The following is a 15,352-nucleotide window of genomic DNA, read 5'->3' as shown; positions in this document are numbered from 1 at the left end:
ATTCTTAGGTCGCGGTCGAGATCAAGTTATCACGCTGATTGTCGCTGACAAGTTCTTCTTCGTTTTCTGATTGCCGTTCCGCGACAGCCTGCGCCGAGGTTCTGATTGTCGCGAAGGAAGCTGGCCGACCCCGTTGGCGCTTTTCCTCAAGGGCCGTTCTGCGCCTATAACTCTCGACATTCATCTCGAAGATCGTGGCGTGATGTACGAGCCGGTCGACTGCTGCGAGTGTCATGGCAGGATCTGGAAAGATCCGGTTCCACTCTCCAAACGGCTGGTTGGCAGTGATCAGGATTGATCTATGCTCGTATCGCGCTGAGATCAGCTCGAAGAGTACGCTTGTTTCCGCCTGGTCCTTTGTGACGTAGGCGAGATCATCGAGGATTAGCAGGTCGTATTTATTGAGTTTGTCGATTGCTGACTCAAGTTGCAGTTCGCGGCGGGCGACCTGGAGCTTCTGTACAAGATCGGTTGTCCGGGTAAACAGGACCCGCCATCCGTTCTCGATCAGCGTAAGGCCGATAGCGGCAGCAAGATGGCTCTTTCCGCCGCCGGGCGGACCGAACATGAGGATGTTCGCTCCCTTGGCGAGCCAACTGTCGCCGGCAGTTATTGCCATAACCTGCGCTTTTGAGATCATGGGTACAGCGTCGAAGGCGAAGCTGTCCAATGTCTTACCGGGCGGAAGGTGTGCCTCGGCGAGATGCCGTTCAACCCTGCGATGGGCACGCTCTGCCAGCTCGTGCTCGGCAATCGCCGACAGGAAGCGAGCTGCTGGCCAACCCTCCCGATCTGCCTGTTCAGCAAATCGTGGCCACAGGGTTTTGATTGTCGGCAGCCGAAGTTCATTGAGCATGATGCTGAGCCGTGCTTCATCGATGACGTGGGCGTTCTTCATGCGGCTTCTCCCTTGCCGATCAATGCCTCATAACCGGTGAGCGATGCGAGCTGCACGTGAACGGTAGGCAGCCCGGCTGGATCCGGGCCGAAGAGCGTTCGCATGGCGGCTGGATCGGGTAGGTCACCGGCATCGAGTGTCCTGGCCAATTCTTCGGCAAGTTCGCGTTCGCAGCCGCGGTCATGAGCCAGCGCCAGAAGCTCTACGGTGATTTTGCAAGCCTGCTTGTCAGGCAGTTGTTCGATGAGGGTCTCGAAAGCTCTGCGATATTCCTCCCGCGGAAAAAGCTTGTCGCGATAAACGAGGCCCCGGAGCGCCATCGGCTTTTTGCGCAGGGAATGGATGACGTGGTGGTAGTTGACGACCTGATCGTGCCGCCCGTCAGCGTAGCCACGTCCCCGGCGCAACGTCATCAGGTGCGTACCTCCGACAAAGACATCCAGCCGGTCGTCGAACAAGCGAACTCTTAGCCTGTGGCCGATTAACCGGGACGGCACGGTGTAGAAGACCTTGCGCAAGGTGAACCCACCGGTGCGCGATACCGTCACCACGATCTCTTCGAAGTCCGTCGTGCGACGCTCAGGCAGCGGCTGCAGATGGGATCGTTCCGCATCAATGCGTTTGCCATGGGCAGCATTGCGACGGCTGACGATCTCGTCGACAAAGGCGCGGTAAGAAGTGAGATCATCGAAGTCTGTGGTGCCTCGCATCAGCAGGGCATCATGAACGGCGTTTTTGAGATGACCGTGGGAGCTTTCGATCGAGCCGTTCTCATGGGCGACGCCTTTATTGTTGCGTGTCGGCGTCATTCGATAATGGGAGCAAAGCTGGTCGTATCGGTGTGTAAGATCGACCTTGGCATCGGCGTCAAGGTTGCGGAATGCAGCCGACAAGCTGTCGCTTCGATGATAAAGCGGCGTGCCGCCGACAGACCAAAGGGCATTCTGAAGCCCTTCAGCCAGAGCGACAAAGCTTTCTCCGCCGAGAATGACGTGGGCATGTTCGAAGCCGGACCAGGCAAGCCGAAAGTGATAAAACAGATGATCAAGCGGTTCGCCGGCGATCGTTACGCCAAGGCCGCTGGCGTCGGTAAAATCAGAAAGGCCCAGCCGGCCCGGCTCGTGCGTCTGGCGGAAGATTATCTCCTGCGCTTCGCCATGGACAGCACGCCACGACCGGATGCGTCGCTCGAGCGTGCGACGGATACCTTCAGAAAGGTCTGGATGCCGGCGCAGCATCTCGTTGTAAACAGCGACAGCGCGGATGCCAGGTGCTGCCTTGAGGAGCGGGACGACTTCTGTCTCGAATATCGGCTCCAAAGGATCAGGACGGCGGCGCTCGCGTGGCGCTTTGCTATGAGATGGAAGTTGCGTCTCTTTGCCGAGACGATAGGCTGTGGCCCTGCTGATCGACGCTTTTGCAGCGGCAACCTCAACGGAATGCATTTGTCGATACTTCATGAAGAGTCTCATCTGATGATCGGTTACATGGCGACCCGGCACAAATTGGTTCTCCAATACAGAAAACCGCAAATGTACCGGACCGACCGCGATCTTGAGACGCCAAAATCTGCGCCACGCCGAGGTATGACTACGATCGGGCTACGCCCTCCCTCCGTCACACCCCGGCGCGAGTCTCATCCTGATTGACGCTGAATCTCATCGAGATTGCCGCTAAACAGTACCCACTGGGACCTATGGCACACCTACGTCTACCATGCTCAGAAACGCACCGTGGCTTGGCACAAGCGCTTTCTTAAACCAGAGGACTTGCTGGCCGTAATAAAAGAGATCGCTTCAGAACAGCAGTGGCTTGAGCACATCAAAGCCTGGGAAACTGACCCAAAGAATACTCTGCGTGAGATGAACAACGCCCGCATCGCTGCGCAGGCTGATCCGATGCCTGACGAGATGATGGAAGAGTTCAGAAACCTGGGATTGGTCATCTACGTAGCACCACCTAAAACATCGTTCATTCTCGGTGACGATATGAGCGGTGATGCATTGATTAGTTCACGTGGCGAGATGACGGGCGCACGTAGGGTGCAGTTCATGCCAATCGCGCCTGACGTGGCAGTCGGCTACTGCGATACTCGGGGTGTGCACACAGACCACCTAGCGGCTATGGATGTTAGGCGCGTGAACGAAGCCATGGCCAAGCAGGCATATCTTATCGCTGGACGCTCGAAGGCGCAGATCGATTCATTATCACGGATTCCCTGTGATCCGCCCGACATAATAAAGGACTGGCTCGAGAGTAGAAATTGCCCCTCGCCAGCGTCTTCGCTTTAATGGGATATTGTGCGACGACCCGGTAGTTGAATGCTTATGGGATCCGTCAGGTGATCCATTTTTGAAACTAGGAAGTCCAGTCTTCCACTCGTAATCCGGGTACGCGATCAAATTCACGACGATTATTGGTAACCATAACCAATCCGCGCGAGCGCGCGTGCCCCGCAATCAACTGATCATATGGACCGATCGGAGTGCCACTGCGCGCCAGTTCGGCCCGCAATTGACCCGTATGGCTTGCTGCTAATTCATCGTATGGCAGCACCTCGAGGCGCGCCGCGAAGCCCTCCACAACAGAAAGGTTCTTTTCTGGACTGGCTGACTTTTCCGCTCCGTAAATCAATTCCATTAGGCTGACCGAGCTGATGCAAAGCTGATCATGTGAGCGATTGAACGCGTCGCGCACTTGCTGAGGTCGATTCTTGATCGTAAAAATACAGATGTTGGTATCCAGCATATACTTTAGCATTAGAATGCCTCGCGCTCCTGCGGAGCTGCCTGGTCACGCTCAATCATAAAGTCGGATGTCACCTCCGCCCCTTCAAACCAACTGTCCCAGATCTCACCGGCTGGTGCGATGATGCGAGTGCGTCCCACCGCAACGATATCGACACGCTTTACGTCATCGGGCAATGCGACCGCCTTTGGCAAACGTATTGCCTGGCTCCGATTGCTCTGGAATACTGCACCTTGCTCCATCTACATCCCTCCGGATTGCATCAATAACTGCGTAGCCTATATAGTTCTTTGCTTGGGATATGTCAATGGGATATACATTATGGGCCTGCTTAGGCACATGCGATCAGCATTGCAACCAGTCGTCTTCGCCATGAACGGATCAGAACTGGCGACCCCGTTTTTCGACCGTGCGATAACAGCGATTCGTCGGTCTTGCGCTCGCATAATCTCGCCGCCGTCCAAACTTCATTCGTTCAGACGATCTACCAAACGCTGCAACAGATCCATTCGTTCGTGAAGAATCGCTACGATGAGGGCTGGCGCATGCTCTCGAGGTAGACAAAAGACGTAGTGGTGCTGGCATCGCGCCATTCTTAACGCCGGATAAAGCGCAGTCATGTCCTTGAAAGAACCTCTGCCCTCGGCGAGGGTTGAGATACCTCGCTCCAAACCCCAGACGTAGCGGCGTACATGTGCAGCGCCCCATTGCGCACGCATGTAGCGGATTACCGAACGTAGATCTGATTCAGCCTCCGCGGTAAGGATATAGGCAGTCAAGCACGACCCTCGGAAATCTCCTCATCGAGGATATCACCTACGGTTTTAGTCGACAGTCTTCCGGCAAGCCCCTCATTGACGCGCGTGTTCATCAACGTCTTCAACTCCTCCCAGGCTCGTTCTGCGTCTGTGTCACCGGGGAAGAGGCGCTCAAGTGCATACTGCTTGATTGTCTTGCCCTGCAAAGCTGCCAGCGCCTTCAGGCTTTGGTGTTGTTGGTCCGTTATGTCGATCGTCAATCGGCTCATCTGACGCATCTCCTAAACTTAAAAACCCACATTAACACATATGTTGGGATATGGCCACCTCCGCTGATATTTAACCCGATGACCCTTGGAGGGCTTTGCCGCCGATCCCCCCCACCTTGCTCCGCTCGAGCACACGCCCAATCGCCGGACGTTTTCGTTTTGCTCATGAATACATTCAAACCTCCATCGCACATTTATCAGAGGTCTCGTTACCCAAGGAAATGTCGAGAGACCGCACATCTTTAACCAGCTTGAACGCGAGACCAAAAAGAATGTCCACGTCGTGCCGACGAGTTTGGGTTGAATGCTCCGCCTCTGACCGCAGATGTGCGGATACATCGCTGCTGTATTAGAGCTCCTCTACCCTCTTATTTTCAGACCCGTCCAATGGGCGGCAAACGCCAGCATATCGGCTGCTTCCTCTATCACCTTCGTCGTCGGCTTGCCCACGCCGTGGCCCGCACGGGTGTCGACCCGCAGCAGCCGTGGGCGTGGCCCGGGATCAAGGGCCTGCAGCGCGGCGATATATTTGAAGCTATGGGCCGGCACCACGCGATTATCCGCTTCACCCGTCGTTACCAGGATCGCCGGATAGTGCCTGGCCGGCTTGACGTTATGATACGGCGAGTACGACAGCAGATTGCGGAAATCCTCCTCGCGGGCGGGATTGCCGTATTCGCCAAGCCATAATGCTCCGCCAGTGAATTTGTCGAAACGTAGCATATCCATGACGCCGACGCTCGTTAGCGCCGCTGCAAACAGGTCCGGACGCTGGTTCACGACCGCACCGACCATCAAGCCGCCAGCAGAATCGCCGTAAATCGCAATGCCATTTGGCGGCGCCATCTTGCTCACGTGCAGATATTCGGCCGCGGCGATCATGTCATCAAAGCTGTTTTGCTTCTTCAGGCCGCGCCCTGCCTCGTGCCAGGCCGCGCCGTACTCGCCGCCGCCACGTATGTTGGCGAAAGCGACTGCGCCGCCCTGCAATATCCATGGCGTCAGCATCGCGGAATAGGCCGGTGGCATGCTGAGCCCAAATGCGCCGTACCCGGTCAGAAGGGTCGGGACCGGTCCGACCGTGTCCTTCCGGCGCGCAATGAACATCGGCACGCGCATGCCATCATTTGAACGGAAGAAGCGCTGTTCGACAGTGATCGACGCCAGATCCGCGCCGATCGCGGGCTCTACCCAGGCAACCAGCTGTCCGGTCTCAACGTCGTACTTGTAGACCGTCTCGGCCTGGTTAAAGCTGCCATAGAGGATGAAGGCTTCTCGATTGCCCGGTTCGCCAAAAACAGCGTGCACGCTACCCATGCCGGGGAGTTTCACAACACCGTCGGGACTTCCATCGAACCGGAGCCGGCGCATCTCAAATTTTACATCGACGAAGTATATTGCCAGGATCCGATCGCCAGCGATGTATGCACCGGTCAGGTGGGCATCCTGCTCGGGCACGACGTCGATGAAGACGGGCTCCGAACGGGCGAGATCCACGCTGACGATCTTCGATCTTTCCGGCCCCTTGGTGGCAGTCAGCAGAAGTTTTGTACCGACATTGCCGATGACAGACCACCGATCAGTCGAATTTTCAATTAGAGTTCGAGGTGATTGATCACCCTGCTCCAGGTCGACCACCGAGACGTCAGCATGAACCAGGTCCTCGGTCGAATAGATTATGGCGTAGCGGCCATCGGGGGTGAGCCCGGCGGAATTGACCCGCCCGGGTTTCGACGGCGTTGCGAAGAACAACGTATCGTCCGCTTGTGGCATACCGATCCGATGGAAGTAGATCGCGTGGTTGATAAGGCCTGAGGCGTCGGAAAGGCCGGGCTTTGGTTCCGGGTACCGCGAGTAATAGAAACCCGATCCGTCATTCGCCCATGCGATCTGGGTCATGCGAGCCCATTGCACAACGTCGCTCGTCTCCTTGCCGGTTGCCACATCGAGGACGCGGATGGTGCGCCAGTCGCTGCCACCGTCCTGAACGGCATAAGCTACGCGTTTCCCGTCCCGCGATGCTCTCCATTCCGCGAACGTGACGGTGCCATCCGTCGACCATGTCGCGGGATCAAGCAGAATGCGCTCTTGGCCGGCATCATCACGCATGACCAGCAGGGGCTGGTTCTGGCCACCGGCTCTCCGCGTAAAGAAATAGCGGCCCCCGCTCCTCTGTGGGATGCCGACGCGTTCATAGTCAAAGGTCGAGACGAGCGATCGGCGGAACACGTCGCGTGCAGGAAGGTGGGAAAGATGCTGCGTCGTGAACCGCCGCTGCGTGTCGATCCAGGAAGCGACATCCGTGTCGGTGCGAGGATCGCCCTCGAGCCACCGATAAGGATCGGGCACCGACACACCGAACTGCGTCTCGACGACCGTATCGCGCTTTATCTGGGGATAAACGATCGGTTTGGCATCAGGATTCGGCGAAGGAACGTTCGCCGTGTTTTCTCCCGCCAAACCAGTTCTCTGCGTGCCCGCCACTAACGCGAACGCGCAGATTGCTTTGCCGAAGCGTCGCCGGGACATCAACGGCACCATTGTGGCCGCTCCCCACGTTGGCGCGCACGCTCTGCTTCACGGTTGCAGCGCATCCTGCGGACGGTCTCCACATTGTTGCGCGCAGCTTCGGCGTTGTTGCGCTGCTGCTCGTAAGCATTGAGTAAGGCATCGTCGCGGCGGCGCTGCTGGTCCATCATGCATCTCGTATAATCCCTCCCGTGAACCGCGCCGAAACTTTCGCAGGTTCTGCTGTCCTCCCGGTGCGCTTCGCGGCCCCAATCGATAGCGGATGCGGTGTCCGCGATACCAGCACTCAGAAGCGCGGCGAGCGCGATCAAAATAGCTCTATGCCGACTGGTAGGGTTGTGTCTTATCATGTCCTTGGTCTCCTTTCGGCGCCCTCATTGGCGATGGCGCGAGAAAAACAGGGCAAGATTGCGAGAACATGGGATCGGGAAATAAAATGCTGGCAGGAAATGCTTCGCATCGTACGATCCTGCAGCCGTCAGTCACGCTGGCGGCCGAGCGTGGCTATCGCGCCCTCAACGATCCAACTCCGAAACCTCAAAATCCAGGATCGATTGGCTCGCCAGGAGGAACTCGACGCCCCAGAGACGGTCCTTTCAGCAGAAACATGCGAATCTGCCGGTATTCGAGCGTTCGCAACCGGCTGAAACTCAAAGAGGATTCTAATCTCTGCCGCTTCGCCAGTAGTGGTCGATGATGTGCTGGCCATTGTTGACAATCCGTTGACCCAGCTCCGGATCGCCGCCTTGCATGGTATGCGGATCGCCGCCGCAGAGGCTGATGAAGGCAACTTGCTGAACCGTGAACAGGAAATAGTCTTTGCTGGTTGGCTCGAACTGAAGACCCGCCTTTTCGAGGCTTCCCGCGACTTCGGCTGCCGCCTCATCGATCGCTTTGAACACCGTCTCCAGCATCGAGTGCTCTGCAGCTTCGCGGATTTCCAGAAATTTCTGTTGCTCGGGCGTCGGCAAGGCGCAGGACTTCTCGTTCATAGGTTCTCCATAGCGTCTGGTTGGCGGTCCTGTCACTGTAAGCTGAATTCGGCACGCACGATGGTTCCCCCGCCGGGCCCGCTGAAGATCGAAACCCTGCCATCGTGCCGCTCAATGATCTGTTGCACCAGGTTCAGGCCGAGGCCGCTGCCCGTCGAACGTGGTCGCAGGCGATGGAAGGGTTCGAAGACGCGATCGCGTTCTTCAAGGGGTATGCCCGGACCATCGTCTTCAACCTCGAAGCCTGAACCTGTCACGCGCAGAACGACATGGCGCCCACCGTGCTCGATCGCGTTCTGGACGAGGTTTGTCATAACGCGTTCGATTGCACCCGCATCACGTCAGCGGGTTGATCGACGTAGATCCGGGGCTGGACCAGGAAGCCATCCATCAAGAGCGGGATTGGGACGCCCCATAGACCTGCCTTGGATCCACAATAATCGTGCAGATACGGATCCATCGCCTTCCCCGATCGCCTTGCCGGTTGTTCCCTCGCTCCGACGTCGGGTTGGCGTCGATGGGCATAACTGCTGGAGACGGCTCGCATGCAGCGTGAAGCGGATTATTCCGGACGGTTGCGGAAGCCGCATCGAGGTACAACGTCGTTCTCACGCAGGCTCCAGATCACAAGTTCGATGGAACGATCGTCTTGGGCGCCAACAGCTCGGCGCCATCTCCTCTTGTCAACTTTGAGGGGTCAAGTTATTCCGTCTGTGGAATATCGCTTGAAATATTCCACAGATGGAATACATTTGGAGCACCGATGAGTTGGAGCGTTGAATATACCGATGAGTTTGGTGAGTGGTACACGGCACTGATCGAGGCCGTTCAGGACGATATTGTAAGGGTAGTCGGGCTTCTAGAAGCCAAAGGACCGCAACTTCCCTTCCCTTACTCATCCGGCATCGAAGGTTCAAAGCACGAACATATGCGGGAACTGCGGATTCAGAGCGGCGGCGAACCCTACCGGGTATTCTACGCTTTCGATCCGCGTCGCACTGCTATTTTGCTCGTCGGTGGAAATAAAACCGGCGACGACCGCTTTTATGAAATCATGATTCCGGTCGCTGATCGACTATATGACAATTACCTGATCGAGATCGGGAAGGAAGGGTTGATATGACTGGACATCGCTCCTTTAACGACTTGCGCAACAGAATGTCGCCAGAACGCCGGGCCCGCAACGATGAAGCGACCAAGGCAATTCTTGAAGACATGGCGTTACACGAGCTGCGCGTGGCCCGTGAAAAAACTCAGCAGGATGTGGCACGCGCACTCCATGTGAAACAGCCGGCTGTCGCAAAGCTGGAGCAGCGCGCCGATATTTATGTCAGCAATCTGCGACGCTATATCGAAGCATTGGGTGGCACGTTGGAGATTACGGCGAGGTTTCCCGACGCGTCGGTCAACATCAAGAATTTCAGCGAATTGGCCACCGAGAAGTAACATCGCTTTGAACCAGTAGAGCCTCCGACTTTACACTTATCCAGATCGCTCAATGAAAGTTCCGGCTCTTCACCTTCAGCGTATCGATATGAAGATCAGGTGTGAACAGGTCCCTCGGGACCACAGGCTTTGGCTTGCCCCGTGAATCCGGCCCGCCGCCGCCGTGGGCAAACTCGTCGCCCCGCCCCGCCGGCAGCCTGAACCCGGTATCCCGATCAGCCAGACCGACAAGGTCCGCTGACAGGTCGAAGAGTTGCTGCGCGACAAGATGCACGACCTCCCCTTCCCGCTGAATCCGCCCATTGATTGCCATCATCGAGGATCCGAACAGCACGCTCCTGCGCTTCTCGAACAGTGACGGCCAGACGACGATGTTGGCAGGGCCTGTTTCGTCCTCGATGGTGATGAACATGACACCCTTGGCCGACCCGGGCTTCTGGCGCACCAACACCAGACCTGCAGTATAAACCCATCGCCCATCCCGAGCATTCATCGCCTCCGCACAAGGGATGATGTTGCGTGCCGACAGGTCCCTGCGCAGGAACGCAACCGGATGCTGCCGTAGCGTCAAGCCCGTATGGCTGTAATCTTCGATGACGTTGTGCCCGTCCGTCATCTGCCGAAGGGCGACCTCCGGCTCCTGCTGCTCAGCAATTGCCGCCATCTCGCGCTCAGTCGCGGCGGCAAACAACGGCAATGGCTCATCACGCAGCGCCTTGATGGCCCAGAGCGCGTCGCGCCTCTCGAGTTCGAGCGATGGCAGAAAGGCATCGGCCTCTGCCAGCTGGACAAGGGCCTCCGTCGGCACGCTGGACCGGCGCCACATGTCATCGACGGATAAGAAAGGACTATTCATGCGTGCCGTCACGATCCGCGCTGCGTCAGCGACAGCCAGTCCCTTTACCTGCCGAAACCCAAGCCGGACAGCATGCCGATCAAGGCTGCCGATCTTTTCCAGAGTGCAGTCCCAGCGCGACCGGTTGACGCACACGGGTCGCACCTCGACGCCATGCTTGATCGCATCACCAACGATCTGGGCGGGCGCATAAAAACCCATCGGCTGACTGTTGAGAAGGGCGGCACAAAAGACATCCGGATAATGGCATTTGATGTAGTTCGATGCATAGGCGATCAGCGCAAAAGATGCCGCGTGACTTTCCGGAAAACCGTAGCTGCCGAAACCTTCGAGCTGGGAAAAGGTCTTTTCGGCGAACTCCGCCGAATAACCGTTCTTGACCATGCCGGAGACGAGTTTTTCCTTGAAGCGGGAGACCCCGCCGGTGAACTTGAAGGTGGCCATCGACTTGCGCAGCTGGTCGGCCTCGCCACCGGTAAAACCGGCGCAGACCATGGCGACGCGCATGGCGCTCTCCTGAAACAGCGGCACGCCCAGCGTCTTGCCGAGCACGGCCTCAAGCTCGGGTGTGGGATATTCGACCGGCTCCTTGCCTTCGCGGCGGCGAAGATAGGGGTGCACCATGTCGCCCTGGATAGGACCGGGCCGGACGATCGCCACCTGCACGACGAGATCGTAGAAGGTGCGGGGTTTCAGGCGCGGCAGCATCGCCATCTGGGCGCGGCTTTCGATCTGGAAGGTCCCGAGCGTATCGGCTTTTCGGATCATTGCGTAGGTGGCTGCGTCTTCCTGCTGGATCGTAGACAGATCGAGATCCTCGCCCTTATCCTCACGGATGAGATGAAACGCCTTTGCCATGCAGGTGAGCATGCCGAGTGCGAGCACATCCACCTTCATGAACTTCAGCGCCTCGACATCGTCCTTGTCCCACTCGATGATCTGGCGGTCCTTCATCGTTGCCGGCTCGATCGGCACGAGATCGTCCAGCCGGTCATGGGTGAGGACAAATCCTCCTGGATGCTGGCCAAGGTGGCGTGGCGCACCCATCAGCTGCTGCGCCAGTTTCAGGGTGAGCGCTAAGCGCCGGTCGTCGGGGTTGAGATTGAGCTCGCGGATGTTTCGGTCGGGCACTTCCTCCGACCAGGACCACATGCCTGATGACAGCGCCTTGATCACGTCTTCCGGCAGGCCGAGCGCCTTGCCGACATCGCGGATCGCTCCCTTGGCACGATACCGCGTAACGGTGGCGCAGAGGGCTGCCTTGTCATGTCGGTAGGTCTTGTAGATCCATTGGATGACCTCCTCGCGCCGTTCATGCTCGAAGTCGACATCGATATCCGGCGGTTCGTCGCGCTCCTGGCTGACGAAACGCTCGAACAGGAGGTCGTTGGTCGAGGGATCGATAGAGGTAATGCCAAGAATATAGCAGACGGCGCTGTTGGCCGCCGATCCCCTGCCCTGACAGAGAATGCCCTGGCTTCTGGCGAAGCGCACGATCGAAAACACGGTGAGGAAATACGGCGCGTATTTCATGGTGCGGATGAGATCGAGCTCGTGCCGAACGGTCTTTAAAACATCCGGTGGCAGGCCTTCCGGATAACGGTCAGGCGCGCATTCCCAGACATAATGCTCCAGCGATCCCTGAGCATCCTTGCCCGGCACAATGGCTTCCTCCGGGTACTGGTAGGTCAGTTCCTCAAGCGAGAACTTGCAACGACGCACGATCTCCATGCTTCGTGCCAGGGCCTCCGGATAGCGCGGAAATAGGCGAGCCATTTCTTCCGGAGGCTTCAGATATCGGTCGGCATGACGCTCGCGCTCGAAGCCGACATCGTCGATCGTTGTGTTATGCCTGATGCAGGTGACGATGTCCTGCAACTGCCGCCGACCCGGCTCATGAAACAGCACGTCATTGGTGACAACGGTTTTGACCCTGAACCGTGCCGCCATGTTGGAAATCTCATGGAGCCGCATCTGGTCGTTGGGTCGCCGGCGCAGGCACAGCGATACATAGGCTCGATCACCAAAAACGTGCGCCAACTTGCGAAGCTGCGCGGCGCATGTGGTGTCCGGCAGATCCGGCACCAGAATGCCGATCATGCCTTCCGAGTAAGCCATGACATCGTCCCAGTGCAAAATGCAGTTGTTCTTGCCGCCGCGCGACTTGCCAAGCGTGATGAGCCGGGTCAGCCGCGAATATGCCGGACGATCCATCGGATAGACCAGCAACGACATACCGTCGGCGAGGTCGAGGCGACAGCCAACGACGAGGCGGAGACCCGTCGCGCGGGATGCTTCAAGGGCGCGGACGATGCCTGCGAGCGAATTACGATCGACGACGCCGATCGCACTGATCCCAAGGAGTTTTGCAGTATCAAACAACTCCTGCGCCGACGAGGCACCACGCAGAAACGAAAAATGTGTCGTGACCTGGAGCTCGGCATAGCTCATGCGAATATCCCGTGGCAGAACCAGCGGTGTGACCCGGTTTCCGGATCAATACCGTCGCCGGAGCGGAACACCCACAAGCGCTCGCCTGCTTCGTCCTCGATGACAAAGTAGTCGCGCACGGCGTCCATTTCGGCATCTCGCTGCCACCATTCCCCGAAAATGCGTTCCGGGCCGTCGGCACGTTTGACCTTGCGGCGTTTGCCACGCCAGACGATGGAGACTGGGGGCCGGTCCGGCATCAGCGCGATCGCCTCGATCAACTCAGGTCTCGGCAAGAGACGAACGGGGCGGCGCCAATGGCTGACCCAGGCAACGGCGATCGGTTCGGCGACGGGGCTGATGCGCTGGACAGAGCGTTCCGGCACATCGGAGGCGACCGGTGCGACGCGATAGACCCTCTGCCCCCGGTTTCCATAGAGGTCGATCAGCGGCGTGACATCAGTGACCTCATCCTCGACCAGAGCAGAGGCTTTCTGAGCCTCCTCGAGAGGCTCGGCTATCACGGCGAGCAGGATCAGCTTTTCGATTCCGAAGCCCGGCTCGATCTTTTCCGTCCGGTCCCGAAACAGTTTTGTCAGCCAGGCGACATCGCGGGCGGGCCTGGCGGTTCCGGCGCGGATGGCCTGTCTCGTGCCATCGACCTTCTCGACGATCAGGTCGGCACGGCGAACGCCAAGCCCGCGCTGCTGGAGTTCGTCAACGAGTTGGACGACTAGACGGCCAACATATTTATTGATTGTTTCCGCAGCCCCGATCGGTTCGGCGAAGGCCTTGGAGACTTCAACCAGCTCTGCCGTCCGGATGGGCTCGATCGGCTCGGCGACACGACAGAGCATCTGGTCGAGACGGCGACCGACCTCCGGACCGAAGCGCAATGTCAGCGGGGCCCGCGGGGTGTTGGCAAGCTCGCCGATTGTCTGGAAACCGAGAATGCGCAGATCAGAGACGATCTTTGACGGCAGGCGCAGAAGCGAAATCGGCAGTTTTTCGACGGCACGGGCCGTCTCGCCCGGAGGAACGACAATCGTTTCGCGATTGATTGCGCGGGCGCAAGCATGGGCAGCACCCCAGCTGTCGGCAACCGCCACGCGCGCCGTCAGTTTTCGGGCAAGAAACTGGTTGGCGATCTTCGTCACCATCGGCAGTTCACCACCCTGCAGATGATCGGCGCCTTCCGTATCCATGACGATACCATCAATCCCGTCGACGGCGACGATCGGCGAATAGATCGTCAGCGCCCAGAGCGTGATGCGCTCCAGCGCGGCTTGATCGGCTTGCGAATCTGCGTCAACCAGCATCAGGCCGCGAAACAGCGACTGCGCCTTTGCCGCCGCCATGCCGGCATGCACGCCCGCCTTTCTGGCAGCCGGATCGGCAGCAGACACCCATCGCTTCGAACCGCTTCTCGCGATCACGGCGATTGGCTGTTCAGGCGGAATAGACGGATCGGCCCGACGAATGCGATCCGTCGGCAGATCCGGAAGATAGATCGAGACGACCCTTGTCATCGCACGCCCTCACGAGAAACTCAGCACACTCACCCGCTTTCACGCGCATCAATTCCAGAAACCATTGAGGTCTGCCCACCCCGGGTACCGGCAACTCCTCTGACGGCATCACGCTGACACGCCACCGCGTGGTCGAGGCCGTCGGCTGCCCAAAGTCATTGGCCTCCGTCTGTCGCCGCCATCGGCGAACGCCAAGCGCCATGGTCCCGGTTCGCTCGGCTGCAAGCTGCAGGCGGCGGGAACTGACCATAGGCAGGCGAACAAGTTCACCGACGACGGCACCAAGTCCGCCAAAGGAAAGGCCCTCCTCCATATTGGCCAGCACATCCTCTTCCTTGTCGGATTCAACAAAGATGACGCGGTCGGGATGCAGACCCACATGGGCAAGAGCTGGAAAAAAAAGATCCGGCCGCGTCAGACACCAGATGACGGGGCCTTTTGTTCTTGCGGCAATGCCGGCAACACAAAGGGCGGCCGCTGCACCATCGACAGTACCGGAGCCACCGCCTGCAAACTCGTGCAGCGCGCCATAGGCGAGGCCCCCGCCAGGCAAGGCCGCATCGATCTCGGAAACGCCAAAAGAAAGTGTTCCGGCCCGCTTCGCGGATACCCCTTCCATCGACGCGATGCGGTCTCGCAAGTCGCAAATCACCCTCTGGCGGGCAGCAGTCATCGTTCACGGCTCCCTTCAAGGTCGTGTTCAAAGGATCGACATTATGTCGTACGGGCTATATGTTCATTGTTTGTTCTCGTAATGCAAAAGAGTCAAGCACCACATGGTTGAGGAATATTATCCCAGTATTAGCAAAGTCGAAGATCTCGAAAAGGATTCAAGGAGGTAAGGGGAAACAGAAATTTTTGCAGCCCTTGCGTCCGTCGGGTTCAAAACGGTGGATA

The 15,352-nt window shown here is 58.2% G+C and carries 16 protein-coding genes; 3 read left to right on the top strand and 13 right to left on the bottom strand.

Translation table 11 applies throughout. The annotated features are described in order from the left end of the window. Window positions 1-4: 4 nt before the first annotated feature. Together istB and istA are read right to left on the bottom strand one after the other, a co-directional pair. Window positions 5-898: an IS21-like element ISRel5 family helper ATPase IstB gene (gene istB / locus RBH71_RS02790; protein WP_112155707.1), complete on the bottom strand. Its 894-nt coding sequence runs from the start codon at window positions 896-898 to the stop codon at window positions 5-7. After that, window positions 895-2,400, bottom strand: a complete 1,506-nt coding sequence (gene istA / locus RBH71_RS02785; protein WP_112155708.1) for an IS21 family transposase — start codon at window positions 2,398-2,400, stop codon at window positions 895-897. The genes istB and istA overlap by 4 nt, the downstream gene beginning before the upstream one ends. A 231-nt stretch (window positions 2,401-2,631) precedes the next feature. Between istA and RBH71_RS02780 the strand changes: the two genes are divergently transcribed. Beyond that, on the top strand, window positions 2,632-3,189 hold the full coding sequence (locus RBH71_RS02780) for a hypothetical protein (protein ID WP_323687055.1): 558 nt from the start codon (window positions 2,632-2,634) through the stop codon (window positions 3,187-3,189). Window positions 3,190-3,256: 67 nt separating this feature from the next. Here RBH71_RS02780 and vapC read toward each other — a convergent pair whose 3' ends face one another. From vapC to RBH71_RS02740, 8 genes are all read right to left on the bottom strand, one after another. Continuing rightward, entirely contained in the window at window positions 3,257-3,658 is a 402-nt protein-coding gene (gene vapC, locus RBH71_RS02775) for a type II toxin-antitoxin system tRNA(fMet)-specific endonuclease VapC (RefSeq protein ID WP_038496209.1), read from the bottom strand. Continuing rightward, window positions 3,658-3,888, bottom strand: a complete 231-nt coding sequence (gene vapB / locus RBH71_RS02770) for a type II toxin-antitoxin system VapB family antitoxin (protein WP_003519381.1) — start codon at window positions 3,886-3,888, stop codon at window positions 3,658-3,660. The genes vapC and vapB overlap by 1 nt, the downstream gene beginning before the upstream one ends. A 225-nt stretch (window positions 3,889-4,113) precedes the next feature. After that, window positions 4,114-4,425, bottom strand: a complete 312-nt coding sequence (locus RBH71_RS02765) for a type II toxin-antitoxin system RelE/ParE family toxin (protein ID WP_113556473.1) — start codon at window positions 4,423-4,425, stop codon at window positions 4,114-4,116. Beyond that, window positions 4,422-4,673, bottom strand: coding sequence for an antitoxin (locus tag RBH71_RS02760; RefSeq protein WP_003519379.1), 252 nt, complete (start codon window positions 4,671-4,673; stop codon window positions 4,422-4,424). Before RBH71_RS02760 ends, RBH71_RS02765 begins: the two co-directional genes overlap by 4 nt. A 360-nt stretch (window positions 4,674-5,033) precedes the next feature. Continuing rightward, window positions 5,034-7,214 carry a prolyl oligopeptidase family serine peptidase gene (locus tag RBH71_RS02755; protein ID WP_112361284.1) on the bottom strand — a complete coding sequence of 727 codons (2,181 nt, stop codon included), beginning with the start codon at window positions 7,212-7,214 and terminating at the stop codon, window positions 5,034-5,036. Continuing rightward, a complete protein-coding gene (locus tag RBH71_RS02750) occupies window positions 7,202-7,552 on the bottom strand; it encodes a hypothetical protein (RefSeq protein WP_162763680.1) in 351 nt (116 codons plus the stop codon). The genes RBH71_RS02755 and RBH71_RS02750 overlap by 13 nt, the downstream gene beginning before the upstream one ends. Before the next feature lie 312 nt (window positions 7,553-7,864). Then, window positions 7,865-8,194, bottom strand: coding sequence for a hypothetical protein (locus tag RBH71_RS02745; RefSeq protein WP_111802011.1), 330 nt, complete (start codon window positions 8,192-8,194; stop codon window positions 7,865-7,867). A gap of 32 nt (window positions 8,195-8,226) precedes the next feature. Beyond that, window positions 8,227-8,520, bottom strand: coding sequence for a sensor histidine kinase (locus tag RBH71_RS02740; RefSeq protein ID WP_323687088.1), 294 nt, complete (start codon window positions 8,518-8,520; stop codon window positions 8,227-8,229). Between the two features lie 437 nt (window positions 8,521-8,957). Here RBH71_RS02740 and RBH71_RS02735 point away from each other — a divergent pair, with 437 nt between their 5' ends. Both RBH71_RS02735 and RBH71_RS02730 read left to right on the top strand, forming a co-directional pair. Beyond that, the gene (locus tag RBH71_RS02735; protein ID WP_111802010.1) at window positions 8,958-9,317 is read left to right on the top strand and encodes a type II toxin-antitoxin system RelE/ParE family toxin; all 360 of its coding nucleotides are present in this window, start codon (window positions 8,958-8,960) and stop codon (window positions 9,315-9,317) included. Continuing rightward, the gene (locus RBH71_RS02730; protein ID WP_080830938.1) at window positions 9,314-9,640 is read left to right on the top strand and encodes an XRE family transcriptional regulator; all 327 of its coding nucleotides are present in this window, start codon (window positions 9,314-9,316) and stop codon (window positions 9,638-9,640) included. The genes RBH71_RS02735 and RBH71_RS02730 overlap by 4 nt, the downstream gene beginning before the upstream one ends. 49 nt (window positions 9,641-9,689) lie before the next feature. On the opposite strand, the gene RBH71_RS02725 is transcribed toward RBH71_RS02730, so the two are convergent. The 3 genes from RBH71_RS02725 to RBH71_RS02715 are packed head-to-tail and all read right to left on the bottom strand — an operon-like array spanning window position 9,690 to window position 15,128. Then, window positions 9,690-12,947 (bottom strand): error-prone DNA polymerase, encoded by a 3,258-nt coding sequence (locus RBH71_RS02725; RefSeq protein ID WP_323687054.1) that lies wholly within the window; start codon window positions 12,945-12,947, stop codon window positions 9,690-9,692. After that, a complete protein-coding gene (locus RBH71_RS02720; RefSeq protein ID WP_035252484.1) occupies window positions 12,944-14,455 on the bottom strand; it encodes a Y-family DNA polymerase in 1,512 nt (503 codons plus the stop codon). Before RBH71_RS02720 ends, RBH71_RS02725 begins: the two co-directional genes overlap by 4 nt. Further along, window positions 14,376-15,128, bottom strand: a complete 753-nt coding sequence (locus RBH71_RS02715; RefSeq protein WP_113556554.1) for an ImuA family protein — start codon at window positions 15,126-15,128, stop codon at window positions 14,376-14,378. The genes RBH71_RS02720 and RBH71_RS02715 overlap by 80 nt, the downstream gene beginning before the upstream one ends. Between the last annotated feature and the right edge of the window lie 224 nt (window positions 15,129-15,352).

The organism is Rhizobium sp. AN68, assembly GCF_030758035.1.
Classification (GTDB): Bacteria; Pseudomonadota; Alphaproteobacteria; order Rhizobiales; family Rhizobiaceae; genus Agrobacterium; species Agrobacterium tumefaciens.
The sequence above is the reverse complement of the archived record's forward strand: the minus strand, read 5'-3'. Positions and strand labels throughout refer to the sequence as shown.